Raw genomic sequence first — 19860 nt, 5'->3', positions numbered from 1 at the left:
ATGGCAGATAAATTAAGCAGGCGAAAAGTTATAAGCAGCTTTGGCCTGACCGGTCTTGGGCTGCTTGCCTCCAATGTTCAGGCAGCTAACTCTAATCCAATATCCCTGATCAGGGAAGGTGAAAACATTCTGTTTTATTCGAGTTTAGTGGAATTGAAAGAAAGCACGGTTCTGAAGGCGGGGAATGTTGTCCAAACAGGGGGATATTATCAGATTGGCGATGGAGGTGAGGGAACCTATATCATCAGGGCATCAGCCTCTGAAATTACTCCTGATGGCGGTGGAATAATCAGTCTAAAAAAGAATCTGATCGCCGTTTTAATCAATGTCAGAGAAGTAAATTATAAGTGTTTCGGGGCTGTTGGCGACAAGAAAAATGATGATGGAGTACAGATTAAGGCAGCACATGATTATGCAAATAAACATCGTATTCCTGTCATAAACCTGAGTGGAGAGTACTGGTTCAGAGAGACAACCGCAATTGTAATTAAAACTAATGTGGATTGGGGCCAAAGTATTTTTCATTTCGATGAAAAATTCAATGGTAAGGAACCCCGGTTTAAGGTGTTAAGTGATGTGGCTCCTTATCCAATCGAACTCTCTGAGCAAGCAAAGGATTCATTGATCAGTCAATTAAAGCCGGGGGCTCAGGTTATCCCTGAACTGGCTCCATATAAAAACTGCCTTGTAATTGTTGCTGATTCGGGAGATATGATCGGATTGAGGAATCAAAGTACCGGTATCAGCAGGGGGTGGGCCAGAGAAGAACTTTTCTATGTTGAGGAACATGGGCGCATTGTGGGCGAGATGGCCTGGACCTTTAAGAATTATACCAGTTTAATGGCCTATCCCGCCAGTGACAGTTATTTGACTATTACAGGGGGTACATTTTACCTTTCGGGAGATAATGAAGGAAATTATGTAGAAAACGGAATCCGCATTGAACGAAGCAGAACCCTGGTATCAAATCAATGGGTTGGCCTGGAGCCTGGTAAACAGGATGTGGCTAAAATTCAGCGGAGTGGATTCTATTCACTAAGAATGGTATATGATGTAGTAGTTGAGAATATCAGGCTCATCCCATGGGAAAAAGACAGGCCGGGTGTGCCGATGGTACCACAGGGTACTTATGGAATCTCAGGAAATCGCTGGATGAATGTAACCTTCCGGAATATTACTGCAGAAGGAAGTCCGGTACACTGGGGAGTATTCGGTACCAACCTGACCAAGAATTTCAGGATTGAGAACTGTATGCTTAACCGTGTAGATGTGCATTTTCATTGCTGGAATCTCTATATCAAAGACAGTAAGGTAGGACAGAGGGGACTGACTTTAACAGGTGGAGGAGATCTCTTTGTTGAAAACACCCTGGTAAATGCCAATGCATTCATTTCATTCAGAGCTGATTATGGGGCTAAATGGGATGGGGATATTCGTATAAAAAATTGCAGACTTGTTCCTCGTACCAGTGCAACACAGGTTTCAGTTTTGCAGTTTGTTACGGCTGATTTTGATTTTAAATACCCAATTGGATATGGCCGCACACTTAGTGTGCAGGATATGGTTGTTGATTTTAGCGGACAGCAACAGAGTAAAGCTGTTTGCTGGCTGATGAAAACTTCGGAATGGGTGAATAATGCCGGTAAGGTAAGACTGTTCTTCCCGGAGCAGATGGACATAAATAATGTTAGTATTCGTGGCCGGAAGCAGGGACTTCGCTTATTCCAGTTATATGATTGTTCAAAATATTACATGAATAAGGAGGGCTCTTATGACGGTGTCAGGATGGAAAGTAATTGCCGGATTCTGATCCGGAATGTGGATCTCGAGAAGTTAAATCCTTCTCCTCTTAGTGCAGTAAAAGATAATGTTCATTTCTATCTGAATGATACTTCTGCTGATAAGCGGCCGGATGCTTTATATCCTGATATCAGGTTTGAAGGCTGCCGGAATATGGATCTTTATACAGGAAATGGTACCGCAAATCTGAGATTCGAAAATTGTACTATCAGCAGGATTACAAAAAACGTCCCTCCTTTCAAAGGTCGTCTGTCATTTACGAATTCAGAGTTTATTCCTGAAGTCGAAGCAAGTGCTGAACGAATTTATGATCTGGATTCTGAGCTGGGTGTCAGTTTTAGCGACTGCACCGTTTATATGCCTGAAAAATCCGGACAAAAAATGTCCGACTGGCTGTTTAGAATTGGCTTTATTCAAATCAATAAACAGGTTCGTTTTAATCATTCAAATACCCGTTTGGGTAATGATATTATTCAGTATTGTAAATCGAAATCAATTAAACTTGATTCAAATTTCATTGGGATGCTGAAAAGTCATCATGAGCTTGATGCGGAGCTATGATTATCAGGTAAGCCAGCTCCCGGTAGGGAATGTATGACCTTCAGAACTGGATCAATAGGATTTGTTTCGCGGAGTTGTAGTATTTGAATACATTGTCAGAACTTTGAACAGTTGTTTAAATTTTGAAGCAATAATTTGTTATACTTGCCCTTGTAAATAGCATGACTAATTATAGCGATTTAACAGATAGTCAATTAATTGATTTACTGAAAAGTGATAATGAGTCTGCTTTTACTGAGATTTACAACCGTTACTGGAAGCCGCTTTTTGATACCGCTTATTCCATTATTCAGGATGAGGACAGTTCCAAAGATATTGTGCAGAATGTTTTTATCAGTTTATGGCAGCGCAGAAAGGTCTCCGATATTCAATCACTAAAACCCTATTTACAGCAGGCCGCGCGCTTCCTTGTCTTGAAAGCCATAAGAGCTAATCAAACGGATTTACGTTTTTATGAACGGGTAAAGGAAATAACTTCTGAGATTCTGAATGATGATCCTCTGATTTTTAAGGAGCAGCAATTACTTATTCAGAACCTGTTAAATTCATTGCCTGAGAGTTGCAGAGAGACCTTTCGCTTAAGTCGTGAAGAGGGATATACCTATAAACAAATTGCTTCTCATCTTAATATTTCGGAAAAGGCCGTTGAAAAGAGAATGTCCAAATCGCTTAAACACATGCGTGGTGGCCTGAACTGGGAATTGTGTGTTGCGGTAATATTGGCTTCAGGCTTATAGCAAGCTGATACCACTTCTGTTTCCTTTTAATTTATTTTTTTTTGGTAGGGTGTCTGTTCTTTTCTGGTACTTAAAGGTATAAATATCATGGAAGAAAAGGATTTCTCAGATTTAATCACAAAATATTTGTCAGGAAATGCCAGTCAGGCAGAGATTGCTCTTGTTGAAGAGTATTATAAGAGACTGGAAGCCAAAGGAGCTGATTTAAAGGATTCCCGTTCTGATTTCAGGCTTCGTGAAGAGATGCTGAATAAAATCAGGGAACAAATTGAGAAACCGGTTACAGAACTTGAAGAAGGGCCCGATAAGAAAAACCGTAGTTATTATTATGCCATAGCGGCTTCCGTTTTAATTATTCTTTCCACAGGATTATATTTTTATAAGGGCAGAACACAAGCTCCTGCTCCGGTGGTTAATTATTCACCAATAAAAGTAAATGATGTTGCACCCGGGGGGAATAAAGCTGTTTTGACCCTGGCTGATGGCTCCAGGATTGCTCTTGATGATGTTCAGCAAGGAGAGATCGCTATACAATCAGGTGTTAGTATTACTAAAACAAGTGATGGACAGTTGATCTATGAAAAAGCAGATGCTAAGCTCAGGGTTTTGAATTCTTATAATCTTTATAACAAGATTGAAACACCTAAAGGGGGGCAGTATCAGGTTAACCTGCCTGATGGAAGTAAAGTCTGGCTTAATGCGGCATCTTCTTTAAGATATCCCGCTTTCTTTTCGGGCACAGAACGTAAAGTGGAGTTAACCGGCGAAGCTTATTTCGAGATTTCACCAAATAAACTCATGCCATTTAAAGTCCAGAGTGCCGGTCAGACAGTTGAAGTTCTGGGAACTCACTTTAATATCAATGCTTATTCCAATGAGTCCCAAATCAAAACTACTCTGATAGAAGGTTCTGTTAAAGTCTCAGAAAATTCAGCTCAGAAGGTAAGCTACTTGAAGCCTGGTCAGGAAGCACTTAACAGGAAAGGAGAAATCCTGATACATGCTGCAAATATAGAGCAGGCAATTGCCTGGAAGAAAGGAAACTTCCAGTTTAACGATATGTATCTGGTAGATATCATGCGTCAGTTAGAGCGCTGGTATGATGTTGAAATTGACTATTCGGAAGTCCCGCATACAAGATACAATGCTTATATGTCGCGCGATATAAACTTGTCGAGGGTTTTGGAAATCCTTGAAGTTACCGGAAGAGTGAAATTCAGTATTGAAGGGAAAACAATTAAAATTTCAAATAATCAATAATAATTTAAAGGCCTATGTAACACGAAACTACTTAACAGCCATTAAATAATAAACCGGAAGTGCTTGCAACACCCCCGGTTCTATTAGGGCACAATCGCTTAATCAACTCAAATTAATCAAAACAATCAATTTACCCTAACCCCGTAAAAGTATGAAATTAAAAATTCTCATCAAGGGAGTGGTTTGCGGTTATATTAATAATAACCCAGCCGGTCTTTTGAAATCCAAACTGGTTTTCATAATGAATTTAACAGCAGTAATTCTAACCTTTAGCTGTCTGACAGTAAGTGCTGCAGGCTTCGCTCAAAAGATTACCCTTTCGGAAAAGAATGCTCCTCTGAAGACTGTTTTGCAGGAAATTCGTAAACAGAGTGGCTATCAACTGGTATACAATTCTGATCTTATAGATAAGGCCAGATTTGTGAACATCAATGTGCAAAAGGTATCTCTAAAGGATGCACTAACCTTATCATTAGCAGGACAACCTTTTACTTTTCAGATTTCTGAAAATATAATTCTGATCAAGCCCAAAAATGAATCAGTACAACTAAACCTAGATGCTGGGGCACAGCGGATAGAAATCCGGGGAAAAGTTTCTGATACTAAAGGAGAAGCACTTATTGGAGTGAGTATCATTGTGAAAGGAACTACCACAGGAACCAGTACAGATATAAACGGAAATTTCTCCATCAACGCCCCGGCAGATGCTGTTCTGGTCTTAAAATACATTGGTTATGTAACTCAGGAAATTGCAGTAGATGGTCAGTCTACATTAGATATTCGTTTGAGGGAAGACATGCAGTCTTTAAGTGAAGTTGTGGTAACCGCCTTAGGTATTCAGAGGAATAAAAAATCTTTAAGTTATGCTGCTCAAAATATTACTACTTCTGAACTTACCCAGGCTCGTTCTACGAACCTTTTGGAGGGTTTGGGAGGGAAGGTTGCCGGACTTTCGATTACCAATTCCGGATCAGGAGTAGGAGCTGCTTCAAAAGTGCTTTTGAGAGGTAACCGTTCAATCAGTGGTAGCAGCCAGCCCCTATATATAGTAGATGGGATCACATTAAACGGTGATATTTCTAATTTAAGTCCTGATGATATAGAATCTCTTTCTGTATTAAAAGGTGCAAATGCTGCGGCATTATATGGTAGTAGAGCAAACAACGGAGCTATTGTTGTCGTTACAAAATCAGGTAAAGGAGCAGCGAAAGGGGTGACTTCAAACATTGGATTCACTTTTAACGGGAATGATCCGATTATTCTGACAAAATATCAAAACCAATACGGACAAGGTGCAGGGGGTGTTTATTCACCTTCTTCAGTTACCTCATGGGGACCGAAGTTTGACGGCAGTCAGGTTGCTCATTGGTCTAATGACCCTAATTATATTGCGAATCAGCTTGGAGGTAGTACAACATACGCTTATACAGCTCAGCCTGATAATATTAAGGATTTCTTTCAGTCGGGCAGAAGTTTTGCTACCAACCTTTCGGTTAACATTAATTCCGAAAAATCCAATGTTGCATTGGGTTACACCCATACAGATGCTTCAGGTATCATAAAGGGAAATAATCTGGGCAGTCATAATTTGAGTATGAGGATGTTATCAGACCTGAGTAAGAGATTGAAACTTGATTCTAAAGTCAACTATATCCGTCAGGATTTTAAGAATGTACTGTTTACAGGAGAAAGTTTTAATAATCCAATGAGATATCTGTACCAGATACCACGAAATATCCGTACCAGAGATCTTGAGCATTATGAGTTTGCGAATGCGGCTGGTCAAATCAAGCAGCATTTTTATTCTCCTAATTTTAACGGAGCAGGAAATCCTTACTGGACCAGAAATAACATCGAAAATCCACTTGAACTGGAGCGGGTCCTTGGAATGCTAAGCTTAAGCTATAAGATATCTGATAACTGGTCTATTCAGGGAAGATCAGCATTAGACCGTTCAAATTCAATGGGTGAAACTAAGCTTCATAATGATACTTATGTTATTGCTGCAAACGGATCTTATTCACGCCTGAATTCCAATTCATTTGAATGGAATACAGACGCACTTTTAACCTTTAGTAAAGATCTGTCCAAGAGCTTCAAGATTAATCTGAATGCAGGTGCTAATAACAGAGTTTATAAGGCTAATGCTTTAGGTGGTTCGGGAGTTAACTTCCAGATACAGAATTTGTTCTCTCTTGCCAATACATTAGACCCTCGCCCTGCAGATACCTATGAGCGTCATAAAGAAGTTCAATCTGTTTACGGATTTGGAGACATTTCATTTAAGGATGCAATATTTCTGAACATAACCGGAAGAAATGACTGGAGTTCAACACTTCCTTCAAACAACAGGTCTTATTTCTATCCTTCAGTGGGCTTGTCGGCTATACTTACCGATCTTGTTACACTGCCAAAGTTCTTTACCTATGCTAAGTTCAGGGCTTCATACGCCGAAGTAGGTAATGATACTGACCCTTATAATCTTTCACGTACTGCCTCTATCAGTAACGGTACTATCTCTCTTAGTCCGGTGTTGCCAAATGCGAATCTCAGACCTGAGTCCACTCATTCAACAGAACTTGGTCTGGAATTAAGAATGCTTGAAGGAAAGTTAAGGTTTGATGCTACAGCTTATAGAACCAATACTTTCGATCAGCTTTTCGCCTCACCGGTTCCTGTGGGTTCGGGTGTGAGCAGTGTTTTCCAGAACGGTGCAGATATACAGAATAAAGGCTTTGAAGCTTCATTAGGAACTTCATTGTTTTCTGAGAGAGAATTCAACTGGGATATAGACCTTAATTTCTCAAAAAATAAGAGTACAGTTTTGGAGATTGCTGAAGGTTTTGACCAGTTATCGCAGGCTTCGGATTATATCAGGATTTACAAACTTGTAAAAGGACAGCCTTTTGGTGATATATATTCCAGGGGATATGTTAGGGATGCACAGGGAAGAGTAATTGTTTCCGCAAACGGACTTCCTCAGATTACAACCGGACAAGATGTAAAGGTTGCGAACTTCAATCCTGATTGGCTCGCCGGACTTAATAACTCATTCAGGTACAAGAACTTCAGTTTAAGTACTTTGATTGATGTCAGAAAAGGCGGATCGTTTATTTCATTTACAGAGGCAATTGAATCAGGAGTAGGTGTTCTGGATTATACAGAGCAGGGAAGAGATGGCTCATTAGTATTCGGCGACAATATTTTTACAAATGAAACCGCTGTAACCCAAAGCGGAGCTGCAAATACGATTAACGTTTCTTCAGAAAGATTATGGAATCATCTGGGAGGCGTAGGTGCACCTGTCGGAGAGTCTTTTGTGCGTGATGCAACCAATATTCGCCTCAGGGAATTGGTTTTTGGATATCAGTTACCTGCTGAGTTATTAAGTAAAACACCTTTCAGATCAGCAAGATTATCATTGGTAGGAAGAAATCTTTTCTTTTTATATAATAAGTCTGAATATGTTGATCCTGAAATGGTAACTGATGTGGCAAATAGTTCAGAGGGCCGTGAATCACTTTCTCTGCCAACTACACGTTCCTTCGGTTTGTCTCTAAATTTTGGTTTTTAATTGCTCTAAACTATAATCAGATGAAAAAAATATTTCAAATTATACTAACTATTTCGGTTGCGATTTTTGGAACTTCCTGTACCAAAGATTTTGATGAAATAAATACCAATACAAAGGTTCTTACTGTTGACGGATTAGATCAGTCTTCGTATGGATTTGTGGTGAAACGTGCGCTTTACAGCGGCGTTTATTTTGATAATTCAACCTCATTTCTGCGTGGTCATGCGGCTTTTTCTGATATATATTCCAATTATCAGACGCATACACACCCCGATTTCTATTCAGATAATTTCGTCCTGAATGGTGCCTGGCTTGATGCTTTCTACGGTGGTTTTTATACAGGTGTAGCACCTCAGGTAAAGTACGCTGAAGATTATGCAGTAAGCAATAAATATGATATAGAGAATGCCATGATGAAGGTTTGGAGGGTTTATGTTTATCATCGTATTACAGATTTCTGGGGACCAATCCCATACTCTAAATTTGGCAACGGTGAAAAAACCGTGCCCTATGATAAGCAAGAAGATATTTACAAAGATTTCTTTGCGACGCTCGATCAGGCTGTTGCTCTTTTAAAGAGTAATAGAGGTAAGACTTCATTCTTAGGAGCTCAGGATGTTATTTATGCAGGCAGTGTTGATAAATGGCTTAAAATGGCCAATACACTTCGTTTGCGTCTGGCATTGAGAGTAAAGTACGCAGATGCGGCATTGGCTAAAACAAATGCAGAGAAGGCAATTGCGGATGGCGTTATTGAAAGTAATGCGGATAATGCAACTGTTAAAAGTGCAATCGCTTTTGCTAATAAATACAATACACTTACTGCCTGGTCTGACTTCAGAATGAGTGCTGACATGGAAAGTGTACTGAAAGGATATGCAGATCCAAGAGCTTCTAAATTCTTTTCGGCAGCAGGAACACCTGATCCTTCGGATGATCCTGCAGGATTTACCTTCAATTTTGAAGGAATCCGTAACGGTCAGACTAAAATTGCTAAGCAATCAGGTATTAATGCCATTAGCTCCAATATGGCTCCTGCCTACCTGACTGTTGGGGATAAGGGACCTGATTGGCCGGTTTTAAGAGCTGCAGAAGCCTATTTTCTGAGAGCAGAGGGTGCTCTTGAAGGCTGGAATATGGGCGGTGGATCAACAAAAAGTTTCTATGAAAGTGGGATTAGTGCTTCCCTTTCAGAGCATGGTTCTGATGGAAAAGACCTGGCTGGTAATGCTTATTTAAGCAGTAACAATGTTCCGGCGGGCTATGATTCTCAATCAGCTCCGGTTTCAACAATTCCTGTTGCATTCCTGACTTCCGCAAGTAAGGAGAGAGTTCTTGAGCAGATCATTACCCAAAAGTGGATTGCTTTGTATCCGGATAGTGAAGAAGCATGGGCAGAAAGGCGTCGGACTAATTATCCTACGCTTTATGACAGGATATTAAGTGAAAATCCCGATATCCCGGTAAATAAGATTCCAAGAAGGGTTCCATTTGTTGGAATCGAGTACAATAACAACAGAACTGCCGTAGAGGCTGCCGTAGCAACCATGCTGGGTGGTCCAGACAATGGGGTTACTAAACTCTGGTGGGATAAAAAACCATAATCTGTTCTGATTAAAGTATCTGTCCCGGGAATTATTTCCCGGGACGGATACTTTTTATCAGAAAAATTTTAAAAGTACTGACAATCAGTATTCTTCATCGACTACCTATTCATTGTAATTCTAACATTAGTATCATGGAAAAGAAAGATTATTCAAGACGCTCCTTTTTAAAGCATAACTCACTGGCAGGTCTTGGTATCCTTACCGCCGGTGGTTCATTGGCTTTTACTGCCGATAATTCTTCCTCAGAAACTGTAAATAATTCTTCAGAAAAAATCACAAAAATTGCCGGATTAACTGTCAGGCAATTAAGAGATAAATACAGGGAAGAACTTTTTGACAGGTTTATTCCTAATATGGATAAATATGCCATTGACCACGAATATGGTGGGGTGATGTGTTCCCTTGACATTAGAACAGGCGAATTGGCAAATTCCAATAAAACAGCATGGTTTGTAGGCCGTGGTATGTGGGTTTATTCTTTTCTTTATAATAATCTGGAGAAGAATCAGCGTTATCTTGAGATAGCACGTAAATCTAAGGACCTGGTTCTTAAGCTGCAGCCTAAAGATGATAGTTTCTGGCCGCGTACTTTCAGTAATGATGGAAAACCTCTTTCAGGTCCCGGAGATATTTATGGAAGCCTTTTCGTTGCTGAAGGACTATTTGAATATGCTAAAGCTTCCGGTGAAAAACAGTACAGAGAGCTTGCAAAGAAGATTATTTTTGATTGTGTAGTACGTTATGACCGCCCGGATTATGTTTATGATATCAGTTACCTTCCGGGAGCACCCAAGATTGAAGGACCCAGAGTTCTGGGGCACTGGATGATCTTCCTCAGCTTGTCTACGCAGATGCTTAAACATGAGCCTGATGCCGATCTGGAAAAGTTGGCAGCCCGTTCTGTTGATGCAATTATGAATTACCATGTCAACCCGGCCTACGGTTTGACTAATGAGGTAATCAATCATGATATGAGTATTCCAGATAATGAATACGGACAATTCTCGGTAATAGGGCATGGTCTTGAAACGATTACATTCGTTATGTTCGAAGCTGCAAGGCGTAAAGACAAGGCTCTTTTTGAGAAAGCCAGAATTGTCTATAAGAAACATGTCGATGTCGCTACAGATGCTTTATACGGAGGATATTTCCACTCATTGCAGAACGTAGATAAGTATGATTGGGATGTAAGAAAATCATTGTGGAACCAACAGGAAGTTTTGAATGGGGCATTATTTCTCATCGAACATACTGGAGACGAGTGGGGCTACAGGAATTTCGAACGTACTGACTCATATATCTATGATAAGTTCTATAAGCCTGAATATAAGTTCTGGCACTCAGGCGGAGACCGGAAAATGGAAAAGCCAAATATTAATCTGCTGGAGCATTACCACCATGCCCGCCAGTTAATGCTTGGCATACTTTCAATGGATCGTATCATAAAGCGGGGGAATAAGGTCTCAGGATTATTTGCTTAAGATCATAAGATCTGATTTTCTATAATGGAGAGTATCATTAAGATACTCTCCAATTGTTGATAAATATGGTGTTAAGTTAATAATCGTAATTGATCATTAATTTTACTATTGGCTGTGAGTTATAAACCAACAGATTTGGGGAATACTTACATTGTTTATATTTTTCAGATTTCAGGCTGATAGCTCATAACTGATCGCTGAAAATCCTTATCCTCATTTTATTGTCAATAAATCATTAGAATATAAAAGAATGCAACATAAAGATTATTCAAGACGTGATTTCATCAGGAGAAACTCTTTGGCAGGACTTGGTGCTGTTACATTAGGTAGTTTGTCTGGCTTTTCAGACGGTACCTCGGAAGCAGAGAACCTATCTCAAAAGAAAGATCCTATTAAGACCCTTGCGGGTTTGAATCTGCAACAGCTTCATGACCGTTACCATGATGAACTTTTTAATCGGTTCCTCCCGGCGATGGAAAGCCTCTGCATTGATCATCAATACGGAGGTTTTATTTGTGATGTGGATATAGCGGCAAGGAAGGTGATCAATTATACCAAACGAACCTGGTATCAGGGCCGTGGAATATGGGTTTATTCTTTTCTGTATAATAATTTTGAGAAGAATCCCCGTTTCCTGGAAGTTGCGAAAAATGCGATAGATTTCATCCTAAAGTGTAAACCTGTGGATGATAATTTCTATGATGTGAATTACAGCAGGGAGGGAGGTAAAATTTCGGAACCCGGAGATATTTATGGGGATCTTTTTGTTGCAGAAGGCCTTGCTGAGTATGCAAAGGCTAGTGGTGAAAAATCATGGCTTAAGCTTGCTAAAGAAATGATCTTTTACTGTCTGGAGCGTTATGATCGTCCGGATTATGTCTATGATATCAGTTATGCCCCGGGTAAACCTAAAATTCAGGGTCCGCGTAATCTTGGTCACTGGATGATATTTCTGAGCCTTTCGTCTCAGATACTTGCGCAAGGCCCTGATGCTGATTTTCAGAAACTGTCGGACCGCTGTCTTGATGCAATCATGAAACATCACATGAATAAGGAATTCAATATTTTGAATGAAATGGTTAATCATGATTTCAGTCTTCCTAAAAATGAATATGCCGATTTCTCTGTAATTGGTCATGGAATAGAGACCCTTGCTTTTGTAATGGCAGAGGCAGTCAGGCGTAAGGATTCTGCTCTTTTTAAAGCTTCGGAAGCAGCTTTCAAAAGGCATGTGGAAGTAGCGGCAGATAAATTGTACGGAGGGCATTTCGAAGTGCTATACAATGCAAATACTTATTCCTGGTCGCCAAGTAAGTCGGCATGGTGTCAGCAGGAGGTATCCATAGGTGCCTTACTTAGTATTGAGCATACCGGAAATGCCTGGGCTCATGAATGTTTCTCTGAAGGGGATGCATATATGATGGAGAAAATGAGTTGTCCCGATTATGCATTCTGGACCTTTGGAGGAAACAGGAAAGTTGTAAATCCTAGTACTAAAACCATAGAACATTATCATACGCCACGCTATCTGATGCGGAATATGCTTGCCTTACAGCGAATAATGAAGCGCAGAGGGAAGCTGTCAGGCTTGGCTTCCTGAAATATTATATTTTAATCTGATTTATCCTTTATAACAATTAAGGCCTCCTTCTGAAAAGTGGAGGCCTTAAAAAAACCAAAATATCCGATCATATTAGCACGGTGCAGGACAGGCAAAAAGATAATAGGATAGCGTTCTTCTTCAAAAGCCAATCCGGTTTAGTCAGGGAATTGTGATTTGTCAATCCCCGGGATTAAGCGGATTGCATTCTTATAATATACTTTCTTTAGTACTGCATCGCTCAGTCCGAGGCCATACATTTTCCAGTAAGCATGGTATTTTTTATGATAAGGAAAATATTCATCTTCTGTTTCAAGCACTCTGAAGTAGGTGGTATATTCTGAAGGAACCCAGCTGTCCTTTCCAAAAAGAATCCTATCCTGGTATTTATTAAAGAATTGCTTTGCGCGGCGCGGCTGGCGGCCAAGTTCAGCAATGATGGCTCCAAATTCAACGTTCATATTCGGATATTTATCGAGCAGTGTACCTAAGAAGTCTAAATTGTTGGCATACCATCCAAAATGGGCAATAATGAAATTGGTTTTAGGGTTATTTTTAATCAGGTTGTGTTGTTGTTTAATTAATTCTTCCCATGAAAAGCCATCGGATGCACTTCTGTTTCGTCCGGGTTGGGTTAGTAATTCAAGCCAGCGTTCATTTTGTTCATTAGGCTCATCCCAGAATTGTTTGGGGTCTGCCGTATGGATCAAAACCGGTATTCCAAGCTGAGCACATTTTTCCCAGATTGGTTTCAGCCTTTGATCATCAACTGCAACCAGGGCACCCTTGTTATCTTTAACAGAAAATCCAAGGCTTTTGAATATTTTCAGGCCCTGTGCACCTGCTTTTACATCGTCTTCGATCTGTTTTGCAGCTTTATTCCCATAGTCACTTTCACCAATTCCTGAAAAATTTGGATTCGCAAAAACGATTAAACGACCCGGTTCTGCAGCTTTGGCATTTTTTACTGCAAGGGCAAGGAAATCGCCGCTGCGGCCACTTAAATTTACCATGGTCTTCATGTTCAGCTTATCCATTTCTGAAAGGAGAACTTTGAGATTTTGAGTGGGCATATTCCCCTGGTGGTTATGTACATCAATAAATGGAAATTTAGCTCTGGTAAGAACATGCTCAGGAACCACCAACGAAGAAGGGGGGTTATAGGTTTCGAAATCAATTCTGCCTTTGTTGTTTTGTGCAAGTCCGCACTGACTGAACAATAAAAAAGCTGCCAGGTATATGGATTTCAATTTAAGTATTTGCATAAATATTATTTAAACTATGAAAATACTACAAAGCGGCTGGATTTCGAAAATAAAAATCCTGGAAATCGTTAATGGCGGGTAAAGCCCGCCATGACAATTGATTGCTGAGTCAAAATGGAGATTCTGTATTGGAGGCAAGCAAGCGACACCAATTTTAAATTGTCGGAGAGGTGGCGAAGGCCACGACCTCCTTTTAATGATATAAATTATCTTCATGTCGCAATTCAAAAACATAATATTTTATTGCGGTTTGTCCTCGTTGCGGATGCCACGATCTAATTCCCACTGGTAGGGGTATCTCACTGGTCAGGGTTATGCCATATCTGGATCCCTCCGGGCGCTGTTATCACCGTTCCATTACTCTTCGGTCAGTTTTCTTACCTTACCAATTCCTTACCGCAATTCGCACAGAATTTTGCTGTTTTCGGATAAATTGGAGCGTTACAGCCGGGGCATTTAGTTCTGGCCTCATCATTGGCCCTTGCCATTTCTATAGTTACGATCCCCGTTGGTACAGCAATAATTCCATAGCCTATGATCATCAGGAAACTGGCTAAAAATTGACCCAGCGGACTTTGAGGGGAGATATCGCCATAGCCTACAGTGGTAATGGTTACGATTGCCCAGTAAATACTAATGGGAATGCTCGTAAATCCGCTTTCATCACCCTCAATGATATACATCAGTGTACCCACTATAGTTACCACGGTTATAACCGTTGCTATAAAAACTACAATCTTATGTACACTCGCTTTCAGTGCATTTTTAAGGATATTGCCCTGATCGAGAAAGCGGCTTAGTTTTAAAATTCTGAATATCCTTAATAAACGGAAGGCACGGATTACCATCAGATATTGCGCACCGGCAAAGAAGAATGTGAGGTAATTCGGCAGGAATGAAATAAGATCTACAAGACCGTAAAAACTGAAGATATATTTCAGGGGTTTATGGCTGCTGTAAACTCTAAGGAAATATTCTATTGTAAAAAGGATTGTAAATATCCATTCAACTAAATGTATTTCAAAAAGATATTTATCCCGAAAGCTTGCAACGCTCTCCATGAACACCGAAAGTATACTAAATACAATAAGCCAGAGCAGGATCAGGTCGAAAAGTTTTCCTGCACGTGTATCTGATTCAAATACAATACTGTAAACTTTGCTTCTGAATTCGTGGTTTCTTCTCTGTATCATTTATCCAAGATACTAACAAATTAATAATCATGAGGTTTGAACAGATAGAAACAAATTAAAAACAAAAACGGCACCTTTTAAGGGGTGCCGTTTTTGATAATCCAATAAACTTAAAATTTAGTATCCCGGATTTTGTGGTAGCAATTTTGGATTTCTTGCGAGTTCTACTGATGGAACCGGCCAGATAGATTTATTCATATCTGTAATTCCAAGAACAGCCTGAAGTCTTCCTGTTCTTACAATGTCATGCCACTCATGGCCTTCGAAGCAAAGCTCAAGCCTTCTTTCTTTGTATAATGCAGTTCTGAAGTCAGCCAGTGTTGCAGGGTTAATTGCTGTAAGACCTGCTCTTCTGCGAACCTCATTTAAAAGTTTTAAAGCATCAGCATTTGGATAAGAAGTTTCCGCCAATGCTTCAGCTTTAGTAAGCATAACTTCTGCAAGACGGAAAACAATGATGTTGTCATCTTTTGTGCCACCTCTTGAATACTTTTTCATGTAGTTTGCAGCATTTGCAAAGCCATAAGTTGCATCTTTTCTAAGATCGCCGGCTTCATAAGCATTGAAGATATCATTGTTTACCTCAATTGTTCTGGTCCCTCCAAGTGATCCAGGAAGGAATGTTGTTGCCAGATTGTTCTGCAACTGAGTATCGTAATTGATCTCAAAAATTGATTCAGCTGAATTTTTGGTCAGGAATAAGTTAGCATAAGCTACATTCAAGGTTTCTCCTCTTCTTGAAGCAACCTGATTTGCATCTGCGATGGCCAGCGCATAGTTCTTTCTTGTCAGATGAATCCGGGCACCCAGGGCATACGCCGCAGCTTTTGTAGCTCTGGCTGTTTTGCCTAAGCCGGCATGTGTTTCTGGCAGATTTAATTTTGCAAAATCAAGATCTGCTAGAATTTGAGTATATACATCTGCAACCGGTGTTCTTGAGACCTGTAGTGCGGCTACATCCGGACTTTCAGTAGGTTCAGTAACCAATGGGACTGCGCCGAAGTATTTTACCAGATTAAAATAGGTAAAAGCTCTCAGGAAACGGGCTTCAGCAATTACAGAATTTTTAGCAGCATCAGCCATGCCCGGAATTTTCGGAACATTTTTGATCACCACATTTGCAGAATTAATTAACACGAATTGCTGATCCCAAAGTCCGGTGAATTGTGAATTGTCGGCTACAATGATCAGATTGTTTAATTGCTCAAACTGTCTGTTTAACGCATTTCCTTTGCTGTTTTTTGTAGGTAACTCTGCGAAGTAGATATAGTTGGATCCAAGATTGGCCAGATGGCGATATGTACCTATGATTGCTGCGTTTGCATCAGATTCCCGGGTGAATAATACCTGGGTACTTACGGAGTCTATCGGTTCCTGTTCGATTACATCACAAGATGAAACCGTTAGGTATAAGAAGATTATTAAATATATTCGTTTCATGACTTTTTATATTAAAATGTAGCATTTAAACCTAAAGAGAATGATCTTGCCTGAGGATAAGAACTCATGTCAAAACCAAGTGTTGTATCATTTCCATTAGCGTTAACTTCCGGATCATATCCACGATAATCAGTCCACGTGAAAATGTTCTGACCCGCAGCATAAACTCTTATGTTTTGAATTCCTGCTTTTTTCAATGTTGCATTTTGAATGTTATACCCCAGGGCAACATTTTTAACTCTCAGGAAAGAACCATCCTGCAATACACGGTTAGAAACTGACCCGTTTCTGGTTGGATCTCCCCATGCTGCACGGTGTAAGGTTGCAATATCACCAGGTTTTCTCCAGCGGTTTCTTGCTAAAGTTGAAGAGTTGAACCAGGTATGAAGTCTTCCATAAGAGTATTCAGCCTGATTGAAAATCTGGTTTCCATATACGAAGTGCATGAAAACAGAAGCGTCGAAATTTTTATAAGAAACAGAGTTGGTGAATCCACCGGTAAATTTTGGTTGCGCACTTCCCAAAACCACATTATCGAGTGTTGTTGAAGCCAGAGGAATATTTCCGTCACCATTTAGATCTTGCACATCATAATTACCGGTTGCAGGATTAACCCTAAGAATATTCCAGCCATAGAATGTTCCTAATGGATAACCTTCTTTAATTACGCTGGCATATCCATTAAAACCAAGGGGAATATCGCCGCCTGGCAGATTGGTTACTTTATTTCTGTTGAATGAAATATTGAAATCAGTAGACCATTTGAAGTCTTTTTTATCAATATTCACAGTGTTCAGGGCAAACTCAATACCCTTGTTCTCAACATTACCTACGTTTTGTATTGAGCTCGTAAATCCTGAAGATCTTGGTAATGAAACAGCAAGCAAAAGACCGGATGTGTTTTTCTTGTAAACGTCGGTACTGAAGGTAATTCTTCCTTTGAAGAAGCTCAGGTCTAAACCAATATTGGTTTGCTCTGTGCTCTCCCATGAAAGGTCAGGATTTGCTAATTGTGTCTGAGAAAGACCACTTGCTCCGATGTAGTTGAAGCCGCCTGAAAATAATCCTCTTGATGTGAAGTTACCAATCTCCTGGTTACCTGTTTGACCCCAGCTTGCTCTGATTTTTACATCTTCAACCCAGTTCAGGTCTTTTAAGAAATCTTCCTGGCCAAGACGGTATGCTGCAGAAACAGAAGGGAAACTTCCGTATTTGTTATTTTCTGCAAACCGTGAAGACCCGTCAATACGGTAACTGGCCGCCAAATTGAATTTGTCCTTGAATGAATAATTCAACCTGCTGAAATAGGAGGTAAGTCCCCAGCTGCCACCAGTAGAACTTGAGTTCTTAATGGATGCCGATCCCAGTGTTTGAATTGCTTCAAGCGCGAAATTCGTTGCTGAAGCCACAGTACGGTTAAATTTAGATTCCTGATTGGAGTAACCTAAAAGTACATTGAAGCGGTGGTTTTCATTAATAGTTTTGCTGTAGTTCAGGGTGTTCTCATTGATCCATCCCAAATCCTGAGTCATGCTGTTTGTACCAGATCCATTGGTTGTTCTACCAAGTACTGTTAATTTGTTAGGTGGTACAAAGTAAACTTCATCAAGGCTCAGGTAGTCCAATCCAATACTACTTCTGAAATTCAGACCTTCAATAATCTTGAATTCAACGAACGCATTACCTAAAGCTCTGTTACTGAATGCATCATTTCTAACCTGGTCGGCTATAATTAATGGGTTATCAATATTGCTGATATACGGATCATTTGGATTTAATGAACCATCCGCATTTCTTGCCGGAACGGCAGGTGATTTTACGATTGCAACCGCTACGATTCCATCACGGTCACCAGTACTTACCCTGTCAGTTTTCGAGCGGTTCATACTCATGTTGATACCTGCTTTTAATCTGTCATTGATTTTCTGATCAAAGTTAAATCTGAAGTTTCCTCTGCTGAATCCGCTTCCGATAACCACACCCGTTTGATTCAGATAACTTCCGGATAAGAAGTATTGCGTTTTTTGAGTTCCTCCTGATAATGAAATTTCATTATTTGAAATTGGGGCTCTTCTGAATATTTCTTCCTGCCAGTCTGTTGTTGTTAAAGCACCTGGATTGGCGATTGGAGGGGCATTGCCAACATTCACATTGGCTTCATTGATTAATTCACCCCACTCAGGGCCTCCTAAAAGTGGAATTCTTTTGGCTACTTCCTGGAATCCGAAATAAGAATTATAGCTGATTTTTGTCTGATCTTGTTTACCTCTTTTGGTTGTAATTACGATTACACCATTCGAAGCTCTTGATCCGTAGATCGCTGCAGCTGATGCATCCTTTAAGATGTCAATTGACTCGATATCATTCGGACTGATATTTGAAAGTGGGTTTTGCGGAACCGAACCACCGGCCGCGCCATTGTAATTTCCGGCATTAATTGGCACACCATCAACCACATACAATGGATCGTTGCCGCCTGTAATAGAACTGGCACCCCTGATTCTGACCGTAGAACGGCCTCCTGGAGTACCTGTATCCTGTGTGATATTTACCCCACCAACTCTTCCTTGTAATAATTGCTCGGGACTTGTGATTGGCAGATCTGCGAGTTTCTTATTTCCAACCGAAAGGGAACCGATTGCACTCGAAACATCTTTTTTACTCTGAGTTCCATAACCAATAACAACAACTTCACCCAAAGCCTGCTGATCTTCAAGAAGTACAACATTGATCGTGGTTCTGCCTGAAGTAGAAACTTCCTGTGTTATAAACCCAATATAAGTGAATTCCAAAATGCCTGCATCAGGAATATTTAATGTGAAATTACCGTTAATATCGGTGCTTGCCCCAATTGTTGTACTTTTCAATTTTACGCTAACACCCGGAAGTGGTACTCCTTTTGAATCAGTAACCTTACCCTTTATTTCCTGTGGTGGGGCAACTTCTTCAACTTCAATTACATTTGCTTCAACCTTCGCTTGTTTCTTTGAAAGAATGATCGTTTCGTCTACAATTGAATAGGTAAGTGGCTGATCAGCAAAACATTGTTTTAATACTTCGTCTAATGAAGAGTTGTTCGCACTGATAGTTACCGGTTTTGCTGAGCGTAACATCTGTGTATTATAAAGGAAGCTATATTTAACCTGCTTTTGAATCTCTCTCAGAGCCTTCTCCATTGGAGCGTTTTTGACAGTCAGATTTATCTTCTGTGCATAGCCGGTAGCATTAACCTGCAGCAGAGAGGTAAGACATAAAATAATGACGAGTTTCATAACCCTGATAAATTTTAATGACATGCAAGGTTCCTTGCACTTAAACAGCATGTAAAGTTTCATACATTTG

General features: G+C 40.1%; 11 protein-coding genes. 7 read left to right on the top strand and 4 right to left on the bottom strand.

The window, feature by feature from the left end; translation table 11 throughout:
* From VGE44_RS16995 to VGE44_RS16965, 7 genes are all read left to right on the top strand, one after another.
* Positions 1-2361 (top strand): hypothetical protein, encoded by a 2361-nt coding sequence (locus VGE44_RS16995; RefSeq protein WP_331081386.1) that lies wholly within the window; start codon positions 1-3, stop codon positions 2359-2361.
* Between the two features lie 161 nt (positions 2362-2522).
* Positions 2523-3098 (top strand): RNA polymerase sigma-70 factor, encoded by a 576-nt coding sequence (locus VGE44_RS16990; RefSeq protein ID WP_331081384.1) that lies wholly within the window; start codon positions 2523-2525, stop codon positions 3096-3098.
* Between the two features lie 87 nt (positions 3099-3185).
* Positions 3186-4358, top strand: coding sequence for a FecR family protein (locus VGE44_RS16985; RefSeq protein WP_331081382.1), 1173 nt, complete (start codon positions 3186-3188; stop codon positions 4356-4358).
* Positions 4359-4509: 151 nt separating this feature from the next.
* Positions 4510-7932 carry a SusC/RagA family TonB-linked outer membrane protein gene (locus VGE44_RS16980; RefSeq protein ID WP_331081380.1) on the top strand — a complete coding sequence of 1141 codons (3423 nt, stop codon included), beginning with the start codon at positions 4510-4512 and terminating at the stop codon, positions 7930-7932.
* A 20-nt stretch (positions 7933-7952) separates the two neighbouring features.
* Entirely contained in the window at positions 7953-9536 is a 1584-nt protein-coding gene (locus tag VGE44_RS16975) for a SusD/RagB family nutrient-binding outer membrane lipoprotein (protein ID WP_331081378.1), read from the top strand.
* A gap of 134 nt (positions 9537-9670) precedes the next feature.
* Complete coding sequence (locus VGE44_RS16970) at positions 9671-11020, top strand: AGE family epimerase/isomerase (RefSeq protein WP_331081376.1); 1350 nt, start codon at positions 9671-9673, stop codon at positions 11018-11020.
* 250 nt (positions 11021-11270) lie between these two features.
* Positions 11271-12620 carry an AGE family epimerase/isomerase gene (locus VGE44_RS16965; protein ID WP_331081374.1) on the top strand — a complete coding sequence of 450 codons (1350 nt, stop codon included), beginning with the start codon at positions 11271-11273 and terminating at the stop codon, positions 12618-12620.
* 158 nt (positions 12621-12778) lie between these two features.
* On the opposite strand, the gene VGE44_RS16960 is transcribed toward VGE44_RS16965, so the two are convergent.
* The 4 genes from VGE44_RS16960 to VGE44_RS16945 all read right to left on the bottom strand — a co-directional run bounded on the left by VGE44_RS16960 (position 12779) and on the right by VGE44_RS16945 (position 19790).
* The gene (locus VGE44_RS16960) at positions 12779-13885 is read right to left on the bottom strand and encodes an amidohydrolase family protein (protein WP_331081372.1); all 1107 of its coding nucleotides are present in this window, start codon (positions 13883-13885) and stop codon (positions 12779-12781) included.
* A 377-nt stretch (positions 13886-14262) separates the two neighbouring features.
* Positions 14263-15078 carry an ion transporter gene (locus VGE44_RS16955; protein WP_331081370.1) on the bottom strand — a complete coding sequence of 272 codons (816 nt, stop codon included), beginning with the start codon at positions 15076-15078 and terminating at the stop codon, positions 14263-14265.
* A 117-nt stretch (positions 15079-15195) separates the two neighbouring features.
* Positions 15196-16518 carry a RagB/SusD family nutrient uptake outer membrane protein gene (locus VGE44_RS16950; protein ID WP_331081368.1) on the bottom strand — a complete coding sequence of 441 codons (1323 nt, stop codon included), beginning with the start codon at positions 16516-16518 and terminating at the stop codon, positions 15196-15198.
* Between the two features lie 11 nt (positions 16519-16529).
* Complete coding sequence (locus VGE44_RS16945) at positions 16530-19790, bottom strand: TonB-dependent receptor (RefSeq protein ID WP_331081366.1); 3261 nt, start codon at positions 19788-19790, stop codon at positions 16530-16532.
* Positions 19791-19860: the final 70 nt, after the last annotated feature.

This window comes from Daejeonella sp. (assembly GCF_036405355.1).
GTDB lineage: Bacteria > Bacteroidota > Bacteroidia > Sphingobacteriales > Sphingobacteriaceae > Daejeonella.
Note: the sequence above shows the minus strand (reverse complement) of the source record. Positions and strands in the feature narration are given on the sequence as shown.